The sequence below is a fragment of the Herbidospora daliensis genome, assembly GCF_001570585.1.
GTDB classification, from domain to species: domain Bacteria; phylum Actinomycetota; class Actinomycetes; order Streptosporangiales; family Streptosporangiaceae; genus Herbidospora; species Herbidospora daliensis.
The window spans coordinates 479,052-499,891 of record NZ_BBXF01000005.1; the positions used below are offsets into that span (position 1 = coordinate 479,052).

Annotated in this window: 18 protein-coding genes; 12 read left to right on the top strand and 6 right to left on the bottom strand. The window is 70.3% G+C overall.

Translation table 11 applies throughout. From position 1 onward, the window contains the following. Positions 1-36: 36 nt before the first annotated feature. The 5 genes from AW274_RS25420 to AW274_RS25440 are packed head-to-tail and all read left to right on the top strand — an operon-like array spanning position 37 to position 5,023. A complete protein-coding gene (locus AW274_RS25420) occupies positions 37-3,291 on the top strand; it encodes a S8 family serine peptidase (RefSeq protein ID WP_157520716.1) in 3,255 nt (1,084 codons plus the stop codon). Between the two features lie 47 nt (positions 3,292-3,338). After that, positions 3,339-3,767: a MarR family winged helix-turn-helix transcriptional regulator gene (locus AW274_RS25425; RefSeq protein ID WP_062436955.1), complete on the top strand. Its 429-nt coding sequence runs from the start codon at positions 3,339-3,341 to the stop codon at positions 3,765-3,767. After that, complete coding sequence (locus AW274_RS25430; protein WP_063813599.1) at positions 3,757-4,233, top strand: hypothetical protein; 477 nt, start codon at positions 3,757-3,759, stop codon at positions 4,231-4,233. Before AW274_RS25425 ends, AW274_RS25430 begins: the two co-directional genes overlap by 11 nt. Next, positions 4,230-4,673 carry a GNAT family N-acetyltransferase gene (locus AW274_RS25435; RefSeq protein ID WP_062436961.1) on the top strand — a complete coding sequence of 148 codons (444 nt, stop codon included), beginning with the start codon at positions 4,230-4,232 and terminating at the stop codon, positions 4,671-4,673. The genes AW274_RS25430 and AW274_RS25435 overlap by 4 nt, the downstream gene beginning before the upstream one ends. A 38-nt stretch (positions 4,674-4,711) precedes the next feature. After that, the gene (locus tag AW274_RS25440; protein ID WP_062436963.1) at positions 4,712-5,023 is read left to right on the top strand and encodes a hypothetical protein; all 312 of its coding nucleotides are present in this window, start codon (positions 4,712-4,714) and stop codon (positions 5,021-5,023) included. Between the two features lie 5 nt (positions 5,024-5,028). Here AW274_RS25440 and AW274_RS25445 read toward each other — a convergent pair whose 3' ends face one another. Both AW274_RS25445 and AW274_RS25450 read right to left on the bottom strand, forming a co-directional pair. Continuing rightward, the gene (locus AW274_RS25445; protein WP_062436966.1) at positions 5,029-6,234 is read right to left on the bottom strand and encodes a cysteine desulfurase-like protein; all 1,206 of its coding nucleotides are present in this window, start codon (positions 6,232-6,234) and stop codon (positions 5,029-5,031) included. A gap of 1,102 nt (positions 6,235-7,336) precedes the next feature. Continuing rightward, positions 7,337-8,233: an aminoglycoside phosphotransferase family protein gene (locus AW274_RS25450; protein WP_062436969.1), complete on the bottom strand. Its 897-nt coding sequence runs from the start codon at positions 8,231-8,233 to the stop codon at positions 7,337-7,339. Positions 8,234-8,292: 59 nt separating this feature from the next. Between AW274_RS25450 and AW274_RS25455 the strand changes: the two genes are divergently transcribed. Next, a complete protein-coding gene (locus AW274_RS25455; RefSeq protein WP_157520717.1) occupies positions 8,293-9,039 on the top strand; it encodes a hypothetical protein in 747 nt (248 codons plus the stop codon). 165 nt (positions 9,040-9,204) lie between these two features. Here AW274_RS25455 and AW274_RS25460 read toward each other — a convergent pair whose 3' ends face one another. Then, the gene (locus AW274_RS25460) at positions 9,205-10,287 is read right to left on the bottom strand and encodes a ligand-binding sensor domain-containing protein (RefSeq protein ID WP_062436974.1); all 1,083 of its coding nucleotides are present in this window, start codon (positions 10,285-10,287) and stop codon (positions 9,205-9,207) included. A gap of 1,075 nt (positions 10,288-11,362) precedes the next feature. Further along, positions 11,363-12,787, bottom strand: a complete 1,425-nt coding sequence (locus AW274_RS25465) for an FAD-dependent monooxygenase (RefSeq protein ID WP_062436976.1) — start codon at positions 12,785-12,787, stop codon at positions 11,363-11,365. Positions 12,788-12,879: 92 nt separating this feature from the next. On the opposite strand from AW274_RS25465, the gene AW274_RS25470 reads away from it, so the two are divergent. Then, positions 12,880-13,470: a TetR/AcrR family transcriptional regulator gene (locus tag AW274_RS25470; protein ID WP_062436978.1), complete on the top strand. Its 591-nt coding sequence runs from the start codon at positions 12,880-12,882 to the stop codon at positions 13,468-13,470. A gap of 150 nt (positions 13,471-13,620) precedes the next feature. After that, entirely contained in the window at positions 13,621-14,796 is a 1,176-nt protein-coding gene (locus AW274_RS25475; protein WP_062436980.1) for a cytochrome P450, read from the top strand. Positions 14,797-14,812: 16 nt separating this feature from the next. Here AW274_RS25475 and AW274_RS25480 read toward each other — a convergent pair whose 3' ends face one another. Further along, a complete protein-coding gene (locus AW274_RS25480; RefSeq protein WP_062436982.1) occupies positions 14,813-16,000 on the bottom strand; it encodes a cytochrome P450 in 1,188 nt (395 codons plus the stop codon). Between the two features lie 74 nt (positions 16,001-16,074). On the opposite strand from AW274_RS25480, the gene AW274_RS25485 reads away from it, so the two are divergent. From AW274_RS25485 to AW274_RS25500, 4 genes are all read left to right on the top strand, one after another. After that, the gene (locus tag AW274_RS25485) at positions 16,075-16,953 is read left to right on the top strand and encodes an AraC family transcriptional regulator (protein WP_062436984.1); all 879 of its coding nucleotides are present in this window, start codon (positions 16,075-16,077) and stop codon (positions 16,951-16,953) included. A gap of 59 nt (positions 16,954-17,012) precedes the next feature. Beyond that, the gene (locus AW274_RS25490; protein ID WP_062436986.1) at positions 17,013-17,405 is read left to right on the top strand and encodes an SRPBCC family protein; all 393 of its coding nucleotides are present in this window, start codon (positions 17,013-17,015) and stop codon (positions 17,403-17,405) included. Further along, on the top strand, positions 17,402-18,076 hold the full coding sequence (locus tag AW274_RS25495; protein ID WP_062436988.1) for a DUF2306 domain-containing protein: 675 nt from the start codon (positions 17,402-17,404) through the stop codon (positions 18,074-18,076). The genes AW274_RS25490 and AW274_RS25495 overlap by 4 nt, the downstream gene beginning before the upstream one ends. A 156-nt stretch (positions 18,077-18,232) precedes the next feature. After that, positions 18,233-19,678: a sensor histidine kinase gene (locus AW274_RS25500; RefSeq protein WP_232320361.1), complete on the top strand. Its 1,446-nt coding sequence runs from the start codon at positions 18,233-18,235 to the stop codon at positions 19,676-19,678. Between the two features lie 4 nt (positions 19,679-19,682). Here AW274_RS25500 and AW274_RS40585 read toward each other — a convergent pair whose 3' ends face one another. Beyond that, positions 19,683-20,258: a class I SAM-dependent methyltransferase gene (locus AW274_RS40585; RefSeq protein WP_198169405.1), complete on the bottom strand. Its 576-nt coding sequence runs from the start codon at positions 20,256-20,258 to the stop codon at positions 19,683-19,685. Positions 20,259-20,840 lie beyond the last annotated feature (582 nt).

Here is a 20,840-nt window from a genome sequence, read left to right on the forward strand (position 1 = left end):
TGGCACCAGTGTTAACAGACAGTTAGAAATCCTGTCGTGCTACAGCGAACCCTCATCACCGGTGCTGTGATATCAGCGCTGGTCGCGGCCGCCGCCGCCCCCGTCCAGGCGGCCCCCGCCGCAGGATCCGTCCCCCCGAAGACGATCACCCTCGTCACCGGGGACACGGTCACCCTCCGCCCGCTCCCCGGCAAGCAGACCCAGCTGGACGTCCGGCCCGGCCCCGGCCGGGAGAAGATCACCTTCGTGCACCGGCGCGGCCAGGACGGCCTCAGCGTCGTCCCCGCCGACGCCATGCCCCTGCTCGCCCAAGGCCGGCTCGACCCCCGCCTGTTCAACGTCACCCGCCTCGCCGCACTCGGATACGACGACGCCGCCACCCCCGCGCTCCCCCTGATCGTCACCTACGGCGCCGACGTCACCGGCCTGCGCGTCGCCGGCGGACGCCCGCTGACCGCCATCAACGCGATCGCCCAGCGCGAGCCCCGCGCCTCCGCCGGCGCCCTGTGGGCGACGCTGACCGGCCGGGCCAAGGCCGCCGCCGCGCCCGAGAAGATCTGGCTCGACGGCAAATCCCGGCTGTCCCTGGACGTCAGCGTGCCGCACATCGGCGCGCCCCAGGCGTGGGCGGCCGGGCACACCGCGAAAGACGTCAGCGTGGCCGTGCTCGACAGCGGCTACGACCCCGACCACCCCGACCTGAAGGGCCGGGTCGCCACGACCGCGAACTTCACCTCCGAACCCGACGTCCGTGACCTGAACGGGCACGGCACCCACGTCGCCTCGACCATCGCGGGCACCGGCGCCGCCTCCGGCGGCACCCACACCGGCGTCGCCCCCGGTGCCAAGCTGATGATCGGCAAGGTCTGCGACCAGTACGGCGACTGCCCCGACTCCGGCGTCATCGAAGCCATGACGTGGGCGGCGGAGAACGGCGCCAAGGTCGCCAACCTCAGCCTCGGCAGCCCCGACGCGCCCGGCGACGACCCGCTGGAGCAGGCCGTCGACACCCTGACGGAGAAACACGGCACCCTGTTCGTCGTCGCCTCCGGCAACTCCGGCCCGCAGACGCTCAGCTCGCCCAGCAGCGCCGACCGGGCGCTGTCGGTCGGCGCGTCCCACCGCGACGCCGACGTCGTCGCCGACTTCAGCAGCACCGGCCCGCGCATCGACGACGGCGCGGTCAAACCCGACCTCGTCGCCCCCGGCGTCGGCATCGTGGCGGCCCTGGCCGGGAGCCAGACGTACACGGCGATGAACGGCACGTCCATGGCCACGCCCCACGTGACCGGAGCGGCGGCGATCCTGGCCGGACAGCACCCCGGCTGGACCCCCGACCGCATCAAGGCCGCCCTCATGGCCTCCACCGCGCCCGGCGAGGAACTCGGCGCCTACGTCCAGGGTTCGGGCCGCGTGGACGTCGCCCGCGCGGTGACCCAGCAGGTCACCACCGAGCCCGCCTCGCTGACCATGGGCGACTTCGAACTGCCCGTGCCGCCCGCCGAACGCACCCTCACCTACCGCAACGAGGGCGACGCCGCCGTCCGGCTCACCCTGAGCGTCGTCGCCAAGGACGAGCACGGCGTGACGGTCACGCCGTTCACGCTCGGCGCCACCTCGGTGCAGGTGCCCGCGCACGGCACCGCCCAGGTCCAGGTGGCCGCGGCCGCCTCGGCGGTCGGCCGCTACAGCGGCACCGTCATCGCCACCGGCGACGGGGTGTCGGTCCGCACCGGCATCGGCATGCGGGTCGAACCCGAGAAGCGGCACGTCAAACTGACCTTCACCGGCTCCGACCGCAAACCCGCCGCGACCGCCTTCGCCGGCGTCATCGACCTGGACGCCCAGGAGCAGACCAACCTCGACGTCTCCGGCGGCAGCCTCGACCTGAAACTGCCCAAGGGCCACCGCTACACGGTCGTCACCCTCATGCTCGACCACGACGGCACCCTCGTGATGGCCGCCGACCCCGAGTTCACCCTGAACACCGACCGCGTCATCGCCGCCGACGCCCGCGCGGCCCGGCCGGTCGACGTCCGGACCCAGGAACCCACCGCCCGGCTCGCCATGGGCATGATCGGCCTGCTCCAGCTCGTCGACGGCAAACAGCCCTTCGGCGTCGACGTCGACCTCGCCCGCGACGCCGCCCGGATCGAGGGCGTCAAGGCCATCCCGACGGGACGCACCGCGAGCAGGAAATTCGCCTACTACCGCTGGACCCAGTGGGCCAAGCCCAACGGCGACGGCTACGACGCCAGCCCGTACTGGTACCACCTCATGAAGGCCGAACCCGGCATCCCGGCCGACCCCGGCTACCGCCCGCGCCGCCACGACCTCGCCGAGGTCACCTCGACGTACGCCGCCCAGCAGGACGGCAAACACGGCGAACGCTTCGCCCTCCCGGTCCTGTACGGCACCGAGGCGGCGTGGATGCCCTACGGCTCGTTGTCGACGTTCCCGCTGCCGTTCCGCCGCACCGAGTACTTCACGCCGGGCGAGACCACCTGGTACCCCTCCTTCATCCAGTACAAGGCCCTGGACGCCTGGGACAACATCGACCAGTTCTTCTTCGGCCAGATGACCTCCTTCCGGGCCGGACAGAAGACGTCCGACCGCTGGAACACCGGCGTCTTCGGCGCCTCCCTCAGCCCCGGGAACGGCTCCTGGCGCGAGGGCGACCTGCTGCAGTTCGCCACCGGCCAGTTCGAGGACGCCGTCCCGGGCCGCTACTCCTTCGGCGAATACCAGAACCCGCGCGCCACCCTCTACCGCGACGGCAAGGAGATCTTCAGCTCCGACTCCCACCTGCCCGGCACCGTCGACGTGCCCGCCGACACCAAGGAGAGCCACTACCGGATCACCATGACGGCCGACCGGGCTCCCGCGATGACCCGCTTCTCCACCCGCGTGGACGCCGAGTGGACGTTCCGCTCGAAGACCCCCAAGCCCGGCACCCGCCAGCTGCTGCCGCTGATGTCCGTCCAGATCAGCCCCGACCTGGACGACCGCAACCGCGCCGCCACCGGCAAGACGCGCATCCCGCTGCGCCTCCAGCGCCAGGACGCCGCCCCCGCCCCCAAGGTGAAGACGCCGGCCGTCGAGATCTCCTACGACGACGGCCGCACCTGGCAGCCGGCGAAGGTCCACGCCGCCGGCAAGGACGCCTGGACCGCGGAGACCAGCCACCCCGCGACCGCCCGCGGCCGCTTCGCCTCCCTGCGGGTGAAGGTCGCCGACGCCGCCGGCAACACCTTCGCCGAAACGGTCATCAGGGCCTACGAGATCAAATGATCCCCATGTAGTTGTATGACACAACCAGATGGTTGTATCGTCGAACCATGTCCGGTGATCGTGAGCTCCAGGAGGCCGTAGCCCGCTTCGTCCGGGCCTTCGGCCTCCACCAGCCCGACCAGACCCCCTGCGGACAACCCGTGCCCGTCTCGGAAGCCCACGCCCTCGGCGAACTGGCCCGAGACGGCGCACTCCGCCAGAGCGACCTCACGCAGCGGCTCCGCCTGGAGAAGAGCACCACCAGCCGCCTGGTCACCCAGCTCATCAACCGCGGCTGGGCCCGGCGAACCCCCGCCCCCGACGACGGCCGCGGCGTCCTGGTCGAACTCACCCCCCAGGGCGTGAACGCCGCCGCGCAACTGGCAGCAGCACGGGCACGGCACTTCTCCGCCGTGCTGAACCGCGTCCCCGAGGGCGACCGCGCCGACGTGCTGCGCGCCCTGAACATCCTCACGGAGGCGATGGATGAGACCTAGAACCTGGTGGCTCCTCGGCGCGCTGACCGTGCTCACGGTCGCCTCGATCGCCGTGTACGCCACCACCGACCGGCAGGCCGAGATCGCGGCCAAAGGACAGCAGGTCATGCCGTTCGACCTCGACAGAACCACCCACCGATTCGCCAAATCACCGACCGGCGGCACCCAGACCGTCGTCTCCGACGACACCGACGACACCCAGCAGATCCGCCTCATCCGCGACCACCTGACCGAAGAGGCCACCCGCTTCGAGGCAGGCGACTACGGCGACCCCGCCTCCATCCACGGACGCGAAATGCCCGGCCTACGTCAACTCGAACAAGGCCACCAAGCCGTCGACGTCCACTACGCCGAAACCCCCACCGGCGCCCAGATCACCTACACCACCACCGACGCATCCATGGTCACAGCCCTGCACGCCTGGTTCGACGCCCAGATCAGCGACCACGGCGACCACGCCTCATGAGGAAAGCAACCGCAGTCACGATCCGCCGCGCCCAAGCCGGCGACGCCTCCACCGTCCGCGACCTGATCCTGGCCCTGGCCGACCACCAGAACCAGGCCGACGCCGTCACCGTGACCGACCTCGAAGGCATGCTCTCCCGCCCGGAGATCGTCTACCTGATCGCCGAACGCGACGGCCGGCCCGTCGGCTACGTCTCATGGCTGGAACGCACGAGCTTCTGGTCCGGCGACGAATACCTCGCCCTGGACGACCTGTTCGTCGCCGAATCCGAACGCGGCAACGGCATCGGAGAGAGACTGATGCACGCGGCAGCCGACGCGGCGAAGGGCAAGGTCATCCGATGGGAGGTAGCCGAAGCCAACGTGGCGGCCCAACGGTTCTACGAACGCATCGGCGCCCGACTCGTCTCGAAGAAGATCTGCCGCTGGCAACCCCACTGACAACGTGGCCGCACCGTGACGGCAAGTCATGGGTCCGGATGAAGCCGAATCCCGTCTACGAGCGGGCGTACACCGGCCAGCCGATCGACGTGTTCGACCCGCGGATGCTCGTGCGGAACGCCACCCCTAAGGCCGTGCCCGGCGGATACGCCTACAAAGGCGTCGTAACCCTCGGCAAACTGGGTGTCGCCTCCGTCAGCCGCAACTGGTGGCTCCGGACCGTGGATTTCCTCGGCGGCGGAGAGCCGAAGCTCGGGAGGAGCTACGACACCCGCTACCGCGACTGGGGACTCCCCCCGGTGATCACCGTCCCGCCCGCCGACCAGGTGATCGACGAGCGCGACTGGTGACCCGGTCAGGCGGTCAGCTCCGCCAACGCGTCGAGCAGCCGGTCGACGTCTGACCTGTCGTTGTAGTGCACCAACCCGGCCCGCACACCCGAACCGGCGTCCCGGATGCCGAAAGCCTGAGTGAGCTCCCACGCGTAGCAGTGCCCGTCCCACACATTGACCCGGCGGGCGGCCAGATGCTCGGCCACCTGACGAGGCGTGTGCCCCGCGACGGCGAAGAACGCCGTGGCGGTACGCCGCCCAGGCGAACCCACCAGCCCCACACCCGGCAACGCGGACAGCCCCTTGAGCAGATGGGCGAACTCGGCCTGCTCATGCGCTTCGACCGCCGCCATCGAGGCCAGCAGCCGCTCCCGCCGACTGCCGGTCGCCTCTGGGTCGAGCCCGGCCAGATGATCGACCGCCGCGGCCACCCCCGCCAGATCGGCGAAAGGCAACGTGCCCGTCTCGAACCGATCCGGCACCTCCGCCGGCGAGGACGCGAGCTTGTCGGGCGACAGCCGTTCGAGCAACTCCGGACGGGCGATCACAGCACCGATGTGCGGCCCCGACCACTTGTAGGAACTGGTCGCGTAGAAGTCCGCACCCAGAGCGACCATGTCGACCGGGGTGTGCGGGGTGGCGTGCACACCATCGACATAGGTCAACGCGCCCACCGCATGAGCGCGATCGGTGATGCGCCGGACATCGGGCCTGGTGCCCAGGATGTTGCTCGCAGCGGTGACCGCGACCATTCTGGTCTTCTCGGTCACCAACTCGTCGTACTGCCCAGCCGGCAACTCCCCGCTCGGCACCTCGACCGACGCCCACCGGACCTTGGCCCCGGCCCGCTCGGCGGCCTGCACCCACGGCCGCACGTTGGCGTCATGGTCGAGCCGGGACACCACGATCTCGTCGTCCGGCCCCCAGTCCTTCGCCAGGGCATAGGCGAACCGGTAGGTCAACGTGGTCATGTTCGGACCGAACACCACACCACCCGCGTCCCCGCCGACCAGATCCGCCACGGCCTCACGCGCCCGCGTCACGATCTCGTCCGAACGCGCGCTGGCCGGGAAGGTGCCGTGAGCGTTGCCGATGCCCGCCGTGTAGGCGGCGGCGATGGCGTCGATGACCGGCTGGGGTACCTGGGTGCCCGCGGCGGCGTCCAACCAGGCATAACCGTCAGCAAGGGCGGGATAAAACGCGCGAATCCGCGCAACGTCGAAGCTCATGCCACCACAGTCTCCCCGGTCACCCCGCCATACGGTAAGGGCCGAAATCCGCCGGGACGACCAAACGCCGACCACCGCCCGATCGACTCTTGAGTGCGATGCTGCTGACTTCCCCCAACCACGACGCATGAGCGACGCTGACCGCCCTGCTAGTCGGCCGCGCTGCTAGTCGGCCGCGCTGGTGGTGGCGAGCTCACTGACGGCTTGGGTCGCCATGCGCCTGATCGCCGAATGGCAGGGCCTCACCTGTATGGTTCCGGCGAGGCTGATCGAAATCCGGCGGAACACCTCACGGCAACCGATCTTCCACCTGGATATGGGCCGCCGACCCAGACTCGTGTGAACGGCACTTGGGGACATGATGTGGGACCCCTGCCTGACACCCGGCCGACAATCACTCCGCGCTAAGGCTGGCAGGAGGCTCACGACCTGTATCGACACGCCTGCTCAACTCCGATGGGTCCGCGAGTGCGACGCATCGGATCTCGTCCAGAAAGCCTTCGAGGCGTCTGTGGCGCCTGCGACGACGTCGACCTGCTCAGTCCCCCGGTCAGCGCAGGCAGTGGCTGTGCCAGGCGCTCAAGTACAACGTCGCTCACCCTCTGCGGAGGCCCCGTAACCGGCGCTTGGCCCCGTCCAGGACGAAGGGCCTCGCCGTTGTTGCAGGTTTTTTTCGCAGGTAAAAAAATATTGCAACGATCCAGCGCCCCAGCGCCTTTACAAAGTAAGTCTCAGCGATACATCCCCGCCATACCGAGCGCCCTCGTCCATCATCGCCCGCAACTCCGGCACCTCGATCACCTCCAATCCCAGCCGGTCGGGATCGCGCAGCGCGGAGGCCGCGCTCTTCTCCGATCCTGTATGTCAGCAGCCCCTCTCCCCCAATCGCCTGCCGGATCCGGGCCGTCCCCGGTGTAACAGCCTTCGTCATCTGGACCCCGCCTCGCGGCTCGCCTGACCACGCCGCCCGGCAAGGTCCTCCCTCGCCTTTTCGGGACGTTCTCGAGGACCGGCGACGCGTTCTAGCCGCCCACCATGTCAACGTGTGGGAGCTCCCCCAGGGCCTTCGGCATCCGCGACAGATCAGACGTCGACCGCGTGCTCAACGCCCGGGAAGACCTGTGACGACACGTTGAAGCGCCGCCCGGCCGACCGGCCCCCAGTTCGGCTTGCCGCCGGGCAGGCCCCGATCTCCGTTCCGCCCCATGAGCAGGAGGAACAGGCTCTTCATGGCGGCCAGCCCACGGGCGCGCCGGATCGTCGCCTCGTCGGCACGCGCGTAGGTCTCGAAGAACCGTGCGGCCGCGCCCTCGGGCAGCAGCACCCACGCGGCGGCGAGGTCCCACGCCGGGTCGCCGGCGAACAGGTCGCCGAAGTCGATGACGCCCGAGAGCGTTCCGTCCGAGACGACGACGTTCGCGGGATGCAGGTCCCCGTGCACCCACACGGGCGGGCCCTCCCACGCGGGGGCCGCGACCGCGTCGTCCCACACGTCCCGGACGGCGGCGGCGAGGTCGTCCGGGACGGCCTGGAAGAAGTGCTCGAAGCCGTCCGCGCAGTCCCGGGGATGGGCGCCGCGGTCCGAGGCGATCGGCGCCTCGGCGGGCGCCGCCACGTGCAGCGCCCGCAGGAAACCCGCCAGCGTGTCGGCCGCGTGGGCGCCGCGGCTGATCGAGCCGTGGTCCAGCGGCTCGCCGGGAATCCACGTCATCACGGTCCAGTGCTTGGGGAAACGCTCGCACGGTTCGCCGAACCGCACGGGGACCGGCACCGGGAGCGGCAGACGCCGGGCCAGCACGGGCAACCACCGCCGCTCCTTGAGCTGGGAGTCCGGGGTGAGGTCCATCCGCTGCATACGAACGACCAGTTCGTCGCCGAGACGCCACATCTGATTGCCCCAGCCGCCCGCCACCTCGCTGACGGCCAGCCCCGCGAGGTCGGGATGTTGCTCCCGCAGCAGCGCGCGGACCAGGTCTGCGGTGATCTCGATGCCGGTCATGCGCAGCCACGGTACTGACTCGTGACGGCGCCGAGACACCGGTGATCGACGATCGCGTCATGATCGCACTGAGAATCGCGGTGGCGGCCTCGTTACTCCTCCCGGCGTCGCCGGTAGAAGCGGATCAGCACTTCGGCGACGTCAGGCAGGCGGTCCTGCGTCATTCCGCCAAGAAGGGCGGCGTGTACTTCTCCACGAAGACGCGCGAGAAGATGGGCTCGGCCAAAAGGACGCACACCAGCGCGGGAGCCTTCCGGTTCAACCGGTCGGGGATCGCCCGTTCTGACGTCACGTACCTCGACGACGCGCGGATTCGCATCATCACGATCGGACTGCAGAGCTACAAGCGCACCACCTCGCTCTCGGGAAAGCCACGCTCCGCGAAATGGGAGGACTTCGGCGACGACGGCGGAGGTTTCACCTACGCGGACGACATGATCAGCGGCGTCAACGCGGCCTTCCTCGACCTGGTCGAGCTGCACGCCTCCGCAGGTGAGCCCGGTGGCGAGATAGACGGAGTGCCGACGACCCTGTACGACGGCTCCGTCGACGTGCGGAGTTTCGCGACCACCTTGGCCGGCGTCCGGTTCAGAGACGACCCTAATTCGGTCGGCGGGCGCGTCGAATGGCGTCTGTGGGCCGGTCCCGACGACCTGCCGCGGCGATTCACCGCCTCGATCGTCTGGGACATGACCGGCTCCCCCGGATATTTCGAGAGCGTGAACCTGACCACCTTCTACAAGCACTGGGACACCCGGGTCGAGATCAAGGCGCCGCCCAGAAAGTCCGTGGTCAAACCCTGGTGACTCCCGCCAGAAATCGGCCGAGCCGGCTGGTGCCAGTCCCGGCCCACGTACCCGTTCGACCGGACGAGCACCGACGGACCGCCAGTCACGAGCCGCGCTCGGCGGCCTCAACGAGCCACTCCAGCAGCGGTTGGACAGTCTCCGAAGATCTCACCGGCGTGATGTTCACCGATGCGGGCCCGTCATGAGCACCCGATCGGCCGACTCGTGGGCCTTCACGCTCGTCTCCGGGTTGTAGGAGTTCCCCGGCGCGGGAACCGACGTCGCCCCGGCTCTCACCAGCAGCGTCGTCCCCGGGATGTGCCGCGTGACGGCCGCCCCGAAGTTCGTGAACAGACCCCAGCGGCGGCCGGCGGGCGGCTTGGGAGCGGCGACCTTCGTCCACTTCCCCGCCCGATTGCGCCACAGCGGCTCATCGAGGCCGTAGTCGAACCACACACCGCCGCTCCCGTCGGGTTCGATGTTCCCCGGCGAGGGAGTGCGGGGCGGGGTCAGGGTCGTCCACTTCGACCCGCGCCGCTGCAGAACCGGCAGGCGGTCGCCGTCGAGCACCGAATGACCGGAGAGCCACAAGTCGCCGTTCTTGCCCGTGACGACGTCGTCGAGCTGGAGATGGACGCCGATCTTCGCCGGCGCCGAAACGGGCACCTTGGCCAGCGCCCGGCCGTTCCAGCGCAACGCGGCGGGGGTGCCACCCTGAATCGTGTCGTAGATGGCCTTGCCCGACTTGTACCGGCCGAGCACCCAGACGTCCCGCCCCTGGACCCGAACCGCCCCGACCTCGAGACCCGCTGGAACGGGCACCGACCGCCAGCGCGTGCCGTCGTACCGGCTCAGCTTCCCCTGCTCCGACAACCACGCCCCACCGGGAACGGCGGCGAGCAGCACGTAAGCCGAGGTGGAGAACGACCGCATGACCCGCCAGCGCTTACCGTCCCAGCGATGGGCCCGACCGGAGGTGAGCGCCCACACGTCACCCGCCGATGAGGCGGACAGAGCGGTGATAGCCCCAGACGGCCTGGGCATCGACCGCCAGCGCCGGCCGTCGAAACGTTCGAGCAGGGCCACGTTGGACCCCGACACCAAGGCACCCGCGCCGGTCGCCGCCCAGATGTCCTTCGCCCCGCTCGCCGCCACGTGAGCGAACGCGTCATGGCCCGCCTTCGGCGGGAGCGGCGCCCACCGCCACACCGCCGCATCCCCGGCCATGCCGCCCGCCAGCACCGCCGCCATAACGACCGCCCACACGATTGACCCCCCACGTCGCCCCGGAAAGATCTGATCATTCTGGACCATCCGGGCTCGGCGAGGGTCTGATCGCTCGTGCCCGTTATAGAGTTCCCAGCTTCGGCCCGACAGCAGCATGGCGGATCCCGGGGGGCGGTCAACCGGCTCAAGCAGGTCCGGCCGTGGCCACCCGCTACGACTCTCTCCGGCACGGCGACCATCGCAGCGCTGGTCACATGGCTCAGGACCTGGTCCAAGGAACAGGCTCCAACCATCGACACCCGGCTTGGCGTGCCGACCCTGACCCGCGTGAACGGCAGCCGGGGACATGACGGGAACCTTCCGAGCCTGCCCGGGACTCATCCCGCGCCGGCTCCAGCAGGAGGCTCACGACCTGTGTCGATACGCCCGCTCAACTCCGACGGGTCCTGCGTGGCGACATGTCGGATCTCGCGCAGAAGGCGTGAGAGGCGGTCTGCGGCACCTGGGATGACGTCGCCCACTCAATACCGGTCAGCACAGAAAGTGGCTGCGCCAGGCGCTCAAGTACCGCTCGATCGACCTCAGCAGGAGACCGAAGGCGAGCGGCGCTGACCGACCACCTCGGCCCTGCCAGGAGAAGCCTCGTTCCTCGTTGCGGGGTTTTTTGCGAGCCACCTGGGTTTTGCACCAACCGGGCGCCTTTACAAAGTAAGTCTCACTGATGCATCTCCGCCGTGCCGAGCGCCGCCTCGGCCATCATCACGCGCCGATCCGGCGGCTCCATGCGGCAACAACGTCCACCACGCCACGTTCAGCCCCTCCCCCCGGCCGATCGGGATCGGTCAGCCCCATCACGGAGGGCACGCTCCCCCCGATCGTGTACGCCAGCAGCCCTTCTCCCCCAGGCGCCCGCCGGATCCGGGCTTCCCGGTGTACGGGCGCGAGCCGCGGACTCGACCGAAAACCGCCACGATCTGCTGGCGCACCAACCCGGCGACAGCCCCGATGTCACGCGGACCGGCCACCGCCGCGCCATCCGGGTCGTTCTCACAGACCGGCGGCGGCCACCCGCAGACCGTACAGACCCAGCACCCCGGTCTTCGCCGCCCGAGATTCAGTGCCCCGTGCCGCGGCTCGCCGGGGTGCCCGCCAACTCGGACAGAACCCGGTCGAGCTGGCTCGTCTCGGTCCCGGCCCAGCCCACGTACCCGTCGGGCCGGACGAGCACCAGCGGACCGCCGGTCTTGAGGCGCGCCACCACCCGAACCCGGTCATCCCGAAAGCCCGTGCCGGAGTCGCCGATGAGCACGAAGTGCCCGCCGCGCAGCGCCTCGTACAGCCGCCCCCCGTCGGCGAGCGCGACGTCAGGAGCTCGCGTGCCGACCAGCGCGTGCGCCCCGCGAGGGGCCGGGTAGGTGTAGCCGACCCCGCTGATCTGCCCGGTGACCCGGGTGAAGATCCTCGGCACCGCCAGCGCCCGACGTACCGCGAACCCGCGGACAGCCCGTCCGATAGGCGATTTGAGCATGGCCCCCCGGATGATGGCGCCGCTGCTGCGCAGCACCGACCGCCCGACCGGGTGGCGCTCAGTCTGGTACGTGTCCAGGAGCCCATCAGGCGCCCCGTGCAGGACCGCCGCCAGTTTCCAGCTCAGGTTGGCCGCGTCCTGCAGCCCCGTGTTCATGCCCTGCCCGCCCGCCGGCGAGTGGGCGTGGGCGGCGTCGCCGGCCAGGAAGACGCGGCCGACGCGGTAGTCGGGCACCTGCCGTTCGTCGCTGTGGAATCGCGACAACCAGCGCGGGTCGTGCATGCCGAAGTCGGTGCCCAGCGCGCGTTCGGTGACCTCCCGGACCTCCTCCAGGGTGAGCGGTTCGTCGTCGGCGACGGCGCGGCGGCGGTCCCAGGCGAAGACCCGGTAGTAGCCGTCCCCGAACGGGGCGACGAACGCGAAGGCGTCGCCGACCCCGTTGACGGTCAGCATCTCCGCCGGCGGCTCGGTGACCTTCACGTCGGCGAGCATGATCGACTTCAGGACCGACTTGCCGGGGAAGGGCTGGCCGACCGCCCGGCGCACCGCGCTGTGGAAGCCGTCGGCCCCCACGACGTAGGCGGCGCGGTAGGTCTTCCCGTCAGTGGTGACGGTGACCTCGGCGGCGTCCTGCCGGACGTCGACGACCTCGGCGTCGTGGACGATCTCGACGCCCGCCGCCAGAGCCCGCTCCAGGAGCAGGTTCTCCACGTTGTACTGCGGGGTGATCAGCAGGTACGGAAATCGGCTGGGCAGGCGGCCGAGGTCGACGGTCACCCGGTCGAACAGCCGCAGTTCGCCGAGCGTGGCGCCGGTGGAGACCAGGGCGTCGGCGAGGCCGCGGGCGTCCAGCTGCTCCAGGGTTCTGGCGTGGACGCCGAAAGCGCGCGAGAGGTTGGAAATCCGGCCGTCGCGGCGTTCCAGGATCGTGACGGAGATCCCGGCTTCGGCCAGGTCACCCGCCAGCAGCAGGCCGGTGGGTCCCGCGCCGACCACGATCACGTCGGGCATGACGCCCTCCTTCAGAAGAGTCAACGTTTGTTGGCATCAGTAGAACCCGCCGCGCCTGGCATGTCAACACGTGTTGGCCTACACTTGTTGACATGACCAAGGGACGCCGCTCGGACGCCACCAAGGAGGCGATCCTCGCCGCCGCGCGCGAGCTGTTCGCCAGCGACGGATACGAACGCGCCACCATCCGGGCCATCGCCGCGAGCGCCGGAATCGACCCCGCCATGGTCATGCGCTATTTCGAGAACAAGGAGAAGCTGTTCGCCGCCGCCGCGGAGTTCGACCTGCGCATCCCCGATCTCGCCGGCACTCCCCCCGACCAGATCGGCGCGCGGATCGCCGGCCACGTCATCGACCGCTGGGACGGCGACGAGACCCTCATGGCGCTGCTCCGCGCCGCCGTCACCCACCAGGCCGCCGCCGACCGCATGCGGGAGATCTTCGCGACCCAGCTCGGCCCGGCCGTGCTCGCCATCGCGCCCGACGAGCCCGCCACCCGCGCGGGGCTGATCGCCAGCCAGGTCCTGGGCCTGGCCTTGACGCGTTACGTGCTGCGCCTGCCGCCGGTCACCGCCATGGACAGGGACGGGGTCGTCGCCTGGATCGGCCCGACCCTGCAGAACTACCTGACCGGCCCCCGGCCGACGGCCGGCCCCGAGGCCGCGCCGCCGGAAATCCGGTAGGTAAGCGCCGGAAGCGGGCCCGCGTCAGTTCCGCCTCGGCGGCGACGTCGTCCAAGCCGGCGTCGAGGATCTGCTCGCAACCGCCAGATTCGGGGCACCGTACTAGACGTGGGGGTATACGAATCACCGTCTGCTTCTCTGGGGGCCCACATGTCCACGCTGCCGTTCGACAAGTCGGCGGGCCCACTCCGCCGCCCGCCTGAGCTGGGCGAACTCCAGGAACAGGGCCCGGTCCACCCGGTGACCACGGCCGTGGGCGACCCGGCCTGGCTCGTCACCGGTTATGAGGAGGTACGCCGCCTGCTCGCCGACGACCGCCTCGGCCGCGCCCATCCGCAGCCCGAACACGCCTCCCGCAGCGGGGAGTCGGCGCTGTTCGGCGGCCCGTTCGGGAACTTCGACACCGAGCAGGCCGACCACCGCCGCATGCGCGCCCTCCTGCAGCCCCACTTCTCCCCCAAGCGCATGCGCGCCCTGCGTCCCCGCATCGAGGAACTCACCACGGCGCTGCTCGACGAGATGGAGGCGGCCGGCTCCCCCGCCGACCTGCACGCCGCGCTGGCCCTGCCGCTGCCGATCGCCGTCATCTGCGAACTCCTCGGCGTGCCCTACGGCGACCGTGACCGGTTCCGCGCCTGGAGCCAGGCCGCCGCCGACGTCACCGACCGCGCCCGCTCAGAGCGAGGTCTGTCCGATCTGTTCCGGTACGGCCGTGACCTGGTCGCCCGCAAACGCGCCGAAGGCGACCCCGACGCCGACGTGATCTCCCGCCTGGCCGCCGCCGACGGGGTCGACGACGACGAGGCCGCCATGCTGGGCATGTCCCTGCTGTTCGCCGGCCACGAGACCACCGTCACCGCGATCGGCATGGGCACGCTGTGGCTGATGTCGACCCCCGGCCAGTGGGAGGCGCTGGCCGCCGACCCCGCCCGTATCGACGCCACCGTGGAGGAGATCCTGCGCGGCTTCGGCCTGGGCGGCGGCGGCCTGGTGCGCTACGCCCGCACCGACCTCGACGTGGAGGGTGTGCGGGTGCGGACCGGTGACCTGGTCCTGCTGGACACGGGTGCGGCCAACCACGACCCCGCCGCGTACACCGAACCCGAACGTTTCGACCCCGACGGCTCAGTCGCGCCGCACCTCAGCTTCGGCCACGGCGCGCGTTACTGCATCGGTGCGCCCCTGGCCCGCATCGAGCTGAGCGTGGTCTTCGGCCAGCTCGTCAAGCGGTTCCCGGCCCTGCGGCTCGGCCGGCCCCTGGAAGAGATGACCTTCGACCCGAAGACCCTCACCGGCGGACTGACCTCGCTGCCCGTGTCCTGGTGACCGGCCGTGCCGTCGGTCAAGCGCGCCTGACCAGCAGGCGGCCCGGCCGGTGCACCAGCCCGTTCGTCCAGGGGATCTCCTCCGGCGGCCCGGCCAGGCGCAAGCCGGGCAACCGGGTCGCCAGCGCCCTGATCGCCTCGGTCAGCTCGACGCGGGCCAGGGCGGCGGCCAGGCAGCGGTGGGGGCCGTACCCGAAGGCCACGTGGGGGTTGGGGGTGTGCCCGGCGAACCGGTGGATGTCGAACTCGCCGGGGTCCGGGAACGCCTGAGGGTCGTGGTTGGCCGCCAGCAGGTCGGGCAACACCACGGTGCCCTTCGTGACCGGGCAGCCGCTCGGCAGGTCGAGGTCGTCGGTGATTCGGCGCATGAATGCGCTGGCCGGAGGTCCGTCGTACCGGAGCACCTCTTCGATCGCGGTCGGCGCCAGCTCCGGATTCCCGGTCAGCTCGGCCCAGGCTTTCGGATGCAGCAGCAGCCGCAGCACCCCCTTGGCGATCATCGAGGCGGTCGTCTCGTGCCCGGCGGTGATGAGGGAGAAGACCGTGTTGACCAGCTCGCCCTCGGTCAGCCGGTCGTCTTCGTCGCGGGCGGCCACCAGCAGGTCGATCAGGTCGTGGCCCGGCCTCGCGCGGTGGTCGGCGACCAGTTCGGCGCAGTAGGCCATGAAGTCGGTGTAGCCCCGGTAGCGCACCATCTCGTCGGCCGTGGACGTGGTGAGGAACATGTCGGTCCAGGCGAGGAACTGCTCGTACCGCTCCGTCGGCACGCCGAGCAGCTCGCAGATCACCCGGCACGGGATCTGCACCGCGAACGCGCTCACCAGGTCGAACTCGTCGTCGAGCTCGTCGATCAGCTGGTCGGCGATCTCCACGATCCTCGGCCGCCAGCGCTCGACCTGGCGCGGGGTGAAGGCGCCCTGCATGATGCGCCGGTAGCGGGTGTGCTCGGGCGGATCCTGGTTGACCAGGGCGTCGGGGTCGTCGTCGATGCCGAGACCGGCGACGAACCGGGGTAATCCCGGCAACCGCAGGTTCCGGCTGGACGCGGGTGAGGCCAGCAGGACGCGGACGTCCTCGTACCGCACGGCCACCGGCACGTGGTCGCCGCTCGGCATCGCGGCCGTTCCCAGCGGGTCGTGCTCGCGGCGGCGAGGGTAGTCGGGGGACGGCGTGCCCAACGGACCTGGGCGGATCTCAGCGGTCATCACAACCTCCCGACGGAACGTAACACCCTGAGCGCACCGAGCAACCCCCTCGCGCCGCCGACTAGGCTCGCGACGTGTTCGATTCGCCTGACTTCGATACCTCGTCGTATGCCGATTTCGACACCGCGGCCTACGTGCGGCACACGTACAACAGCTGGGACACCGCCGGCTGGCGGTCGCTGCTGGTGCAGAGCTTCGATCACGCGTCCCGGGCCGAGCAGCTCCCCATGCCCGCGGTCTCCGACCTGCACATCGTGTTGTGCGTGGCGGGCGACGCCGACGTCCGGCTGCAGGCGGGCGGGCGGCCCGTCGAACGGCGGTGGGTGCCGGGGCACATCGAGCTCATGGTTCCGGGGCGGGCGACCTCGTTCGACTACCGGTCGACGTCGCGGTTGCGGACCGTCCAGGTGCACGTCCCCTCGGCGGCGGTCCGCGCCGCCGCCGGGGCGCTGGGCGGCCGGGATCCCGACTTCGAGGCGCTGGCCGCCGCCGTCGGGGCGGGCGATCCGGTCGTCGAGCAGCTGCTGCGGGCGCTGCCGTGCAGCGGGGCCGCGGGTGATCTGTACGCCGAGTCGGCCGGGGCGTTTCTCGCGACCCACGTGCTGACCCTCGGCAGATATGTGCGGCTGCCCGGCCCTGAGCACGCCGCCGTCCGGGCGAGCATCGCGATCATGCGGGATCGGCTGGCGGGGCCGCTGACGCTGGCCGCGATCGCCGCCGAGGTGCATCTGAGCGTGTACCACTTCGTCCGGGTCTTCCGGGAGGCGACCGGCGAGACGCCCCACCGTTATCTGACCCGATTACGGATCGAGCAGGCCCGGCGCCTGCTGACCACCACGTCGCTCAGCCTCGAACAGATCGCCCCGCGCTGCGGGTTCGCCTCCCCGGGCGCGTTGTCGTCGGCCTTCCTGCGCCAGATGGGGGTACGCCCGTCGGCGTACCGCAAGAACTGATCGATTGACCGCAATCGGCCGCATGTCCGGCAAGGTCGGCAGCTCCTACGTTGGGGCGCATGCCGTATTCCTACGGGGTCACCGCACACTCCCAGGCCCCTCCTGACGCCGTCTTCGCGGCATTGGTCCACGCGGCCACCTGGCCCCGTTGGTCGCCGATCGACTCCGCCGACGTGGAGAACGGCGACCCCGGCGACACCTGGACCTTCCCCAGCAGCCGGAACGTCTCCCGGAAGCGGATCGTCGCGCTGATCGACGACCGGCGGTTACCTCGGCGCCCCTTCCGCTCGTACCGGGGCACCGTCGATCTCTCCCCCGCGCCCGGCGGGGGCACCCCCATCACGTGGTCGGCCACTTTCTGGACCTGGTACCTGACCCGCTTCATGCAGCGCATGGTCGACGGCCTCGCCGCGTACCCCGACCACCCACGACACGAGAAGGACACCCGATGAGGAACCGCAGCCGCAGATGGTGGGTCTTATGGGGGCTGATGGCGCTGTCGGCGGTCGGCTTCGCCGTAGGGTCGGTGCCGCCCTATCTGACCGGGAACGCCGAGAGCGCTCCCCTGCCGCTCAACCCCGACGTGGCGCTGCACTACCTGTCCCTGGCGGTGCACGCCCTGCCGGGCGGGCTGGCCCTGGCGCTCGGCCCGCTGCAGTTCGTCACCCGCCTCCGCATCAGCCGGCCCAAGCTGCACCGGGTTATCGGCCGGGTGTACATGATCTCGATCGTGGTCGCCTCGATCGCGGCCGCGGTCAACGCGGCGATCACGATCAGCGGCTTCGCCGTCCAGGTCGCGTTCTACATCCTGGTGGCGGCCTGGTTGTACACCGTGGCCATGGCCTACCGGTGCATCCTCCGCGGCGAGGTGCAGCTGCACCGGATCTGGATGATCCGCAACTACACGCTGACGTTCGCCGCCGTCACGCTGCGTGTCTACTTCCTGCTCGGCCTCCAGGTCGCCCCCTCGCTGGGGTTCGAGGCGATCTACACCGCCTCCGTGTGGGCGTCGATTTTGGGCAACGTCCTGGTGGCGGAATATTTCATCGTCCAGCGTCTGCTGGCCCCCTTGGCTCGCCGCGAACAGCGCCGGGAAGCGCCGACTTTCGCGGCGACGCGCTGAGGTAAACGATCCGCCCTCCCCGCGAGCTTTACCTGCTGACGGGAAGTTTTGGCTGGTCAACGGGGTTCCTTGACCTGTGGAGGGAGGGGAGGATCGATGGGAAGATGGAAACGGGCGTCGTACCGCGCCCGCAGAACGGTAGCCACAGGTGTGGTCATGGCATTCATGTGCCTGGGGCTCAGTTTGCTCTTCTTGATGTACGTCGGCGGCAAGGAAAGCGACAGCGCCCTCCAGCAGGGCCTCTCCGCCTGGAACGACGTCGAACCCCTGATCCAGCAGGAGCGACTGCCCCCCGTCCTGCCGCATGACTTCAACGAGGCGATCCAGGTCGTGGACCCCCGCGGCAACGTCGCCGCGGCCAGCAGCCAGCTGACCGGCGCGCCGCCGATGGCGACCTTCCACCCCACCCACGGCAAACTGAGCACCACCAAGATCCTCTGCCCGCCGGCCGGACTGGCGGGCTGCAGCACCGTCGCGTCGATCAACGTCGACCAGCCCGACGGCCTCTGGTCCCTGTACGTGGCGACCCCCACGGTCCCCTGGTACGGCAGCACCACCGCCGTGTTGCTGGCGATCGGCACGTCCCTGCTGATGACGGCTGCCGTCACCGCCTGGGTGTTCCGCGACATCTCCAAGGCCGTCGAGCCGGTCTCCGCGATCCAGCGGCAACTCGCCGACATCACCGCCGCCCACCTCGAACACCGGGTCCCCGTCCCCGACGCGTACAAGACCTACGAAGAGGTGACGGTCCTGGCCAAGACGGTGAACGCCACCCTCGACCGCCTGGAAGCGGCCTACGAGCGCCTGCGGCGCTTCACCTCCGACGCCTCCCACGACCTGCGCAGCCCGATCACCGCCATGCGGCTCCACCTGGACGAGGCCCTCGCCTACCCCAAGGAGTCCGACTGGCCCGAGGTCGCCACGAAGGTCATGGCCGGCGTGGAACGCCTCCAGGCGATCGTCACCGACCTGCTGGCCCTGGCCCGCCTCGACGCCGGCGCCCCCCTCAACGGCGAACCCACCGACCTGAGCGCGCTCGCCGCCGCCGAACTCGACCAGCGCACCCACGGCACGACGATCGTCCGCCGCCTCCAGAAGGGCGTGTGCGTCGACTGCGACCGCCTGCGCATCTCCCGCGTCCTGGTCAACCTCCTCGACAACGCCGAACGCCACACCACCTCCCGCATCACCGTCACCGTCCGCGCCGAGAACGGCACCGCGATCCTCGAGGTCCTGGACGACGGAGACGGCGTGGCCGCCGCCGACCGCGAACGCGTCTTCGAACGCTTCACCCGCCTGGACGCCGCCCGCGACCGCGACTCGGGCGGCACCGGCCTCGGCCTGGCCATCGCCAGGGAGATCGCCCACGCCCACGGAGGCACCCTGACCATCGAGGACAGCCCCCGGGGGGCCCGTTTCGTCCTCCGCCTCCCCCAGTGCCCCGGCACCCGCGAGACGCGCAGCCAGACCGTGCCGACACCGGCGGACGGCCCGAACCGTCACCCATGGCCCGACTGGCTGAGAAGGGCGGTCATCATGAACGACCGGGGCCAGATCACCAAGGGCATGCTGAACCCGGCCCGGCAGCAGTCGCGCTGGTGAACCTTCAAGCGACGAGCAGACGCAGCCCCAGCTCGGCCACGTCGAGACCGGCGAGGTGGCCGTTGCGTTCGGCCCATCGACCGGATGCGAGATCTGCACGGAGGTCGTTCACCACCCGGTTCTCGACTTCGGGGCCGACACGGGCCCAGATCGACATGCCACTGCGGATGTGCTCGTCGAGGTAGGCCTCGGGGCGGCGCCAGAAGGCGTGGTAGAACCCGTCGACGCAGTCCCAGGGGACGAGCACCGGCTCGGTTCTCGCCCCGATCGCCTCGGCCAAATCACTGAGGGAGGGGCGGTCTGCCCAGAGGGCGGCGAACTCAGGTAGGTAGTCGCGATTGAGCCAGAACAGGTCGGCGGCACTGGGGTCGCAGGTGAACACGACCACGCGGCGAGCGACCCGCCGCATCTCACGGAGACCCGCGATCGGATCCGGCCAGTGGTCGATGGTGGCGAACGCCATCGCCGCGTCGAACGAGTGGTCCGCGAAGGGGAGGTTCTCCGCGGTGGCGTCGATGCACGGCGCTGCACCGGCGGGGCGCTGGGCCCGCATGACCGCCGACGGCTCGACTGCGGTCACCTCGAAATCATGGGGTCCGGTGTCAATTTGCTTTATGGCCGCGCGAATCGCCTGCTCAGCGGGGGCTGACGGCTTGCAAGGCCCGGTTTCTGCTGACGTAAGGGCGGGGCGAGATGCCCGCTCAGCGGGGCCTGGCGGCTCGTGAGGCCCGGTGCCTGCTGACGTGAGAGCGGGGCGAGATGCCCGCTCAGCGGGGCCTGGCGGCTCGTGAGGCCCGGTGCCTGCTGACGTGAGAGCGGGGCGAGATGCCCGCTCAGCGGGACCCGGCGGCTCGTGAGGCCCGGTGCCTGCTGACGTGAGAGCGGGGCGAGATGCCCGCTCAGCGGGACCCGGCGGCTCGTGAGGCCCGGTGCCTGCTGACGTGAGAGCGGGGCGAGATGCCCGCTCAGCGGGACCCGGCGGCTCGTGAGGCCCGGTGCTGGACGGCCTCGGGGTGAGGTGAGGTGCCTGCTCAGCGGAGCTTGGAGCCTCGTAAGAGGCGGCACCGGCTGGCTTCAGTACCGCGCGAAGTGTTTTGTCCTCTGGGTGCAGCGGCTTGGAGGATCGAGTGTCCGCTGACTTCGGGGATGCGGGAAGAGTCTG